Source organism: Caballeronia sordidicola, assembly GCF_000729995.1.
GTDB classification, from domain to species: Bacteria; Pseudomonadota; Gammaproteobacteria; order Burkholderiales; family Burkholderiaceae; genus Caballeronia; species Caballeronia sordidicola_A.
The window spans coordinates 1-495 of the sequence record NZ_JNFG01000114.1 but is presented as its reverse complement, the minus strand read 5'-3'; the positions used below and the strand labels follow the sequence as shown (position 1 = coordinate 495).

Here is a 495-nt window from a genome sequence, read left to right as displayed (position 1 = left end):
TTTGCACTGGCCTTCTGGAGTGCCTTGGTGGTAGTGCTGGCGTGGCAATCCATGGGCTGGAAAATACTGGTGATCCTGGGCGCCTTCTTCACCTTGCTGGCGCTGGGCTCGGCCTTGTATGTGCGCAGCGTGTTGCGCCAGGGGCGGCTCGGCTTGCCGGTCACCATGGCTGAGCTGCGCAAAGATCGCGACGCCATACTTTGAGCAGGGAACCCGACATGAGCCGACACCTGGGACTGGACAGCCATCTTTCAGCCGCCGAGCGCAAGCAGAAACTGCTGGCGGAAGGCGCGCTGTTCCGCGCTGAAATGCTGCATTCGCGCGACATCGTGCGCACCAGCCTGAACCGCAAATCGCTGGCCACCGTGCTGCTGGGACGCGCCAGCGGCATCGCTTCGTCGCTGTTCAGCGTTTCCAGCGGCCTCAAGGGCAGCAACCTGCCGGCCATGCTGCCGCTGCTGGTGACCGGCGTCTCCTGGCTCTCCAAGCGCTGTA

Annotated in this window: 2 pseudogenes; both read left to right on the top strand. The window is 63.8% G+C overall.

Features of this window, described 5'->3' with window-relative positions:
• Positions 1 to 204 (top strand): annotated as a pseudogene (locus FH08_RS0133955) (phage holin family protein); the annotation flags it as partial.
• A 14-nt stretch (positions 205 to 218) separates the two neighbouring features.
• A pseudogene (locus FH08_RS0133950) lies at positions 219 to 495 on the top strand (hypothetical protein); the annotation flags it as partial.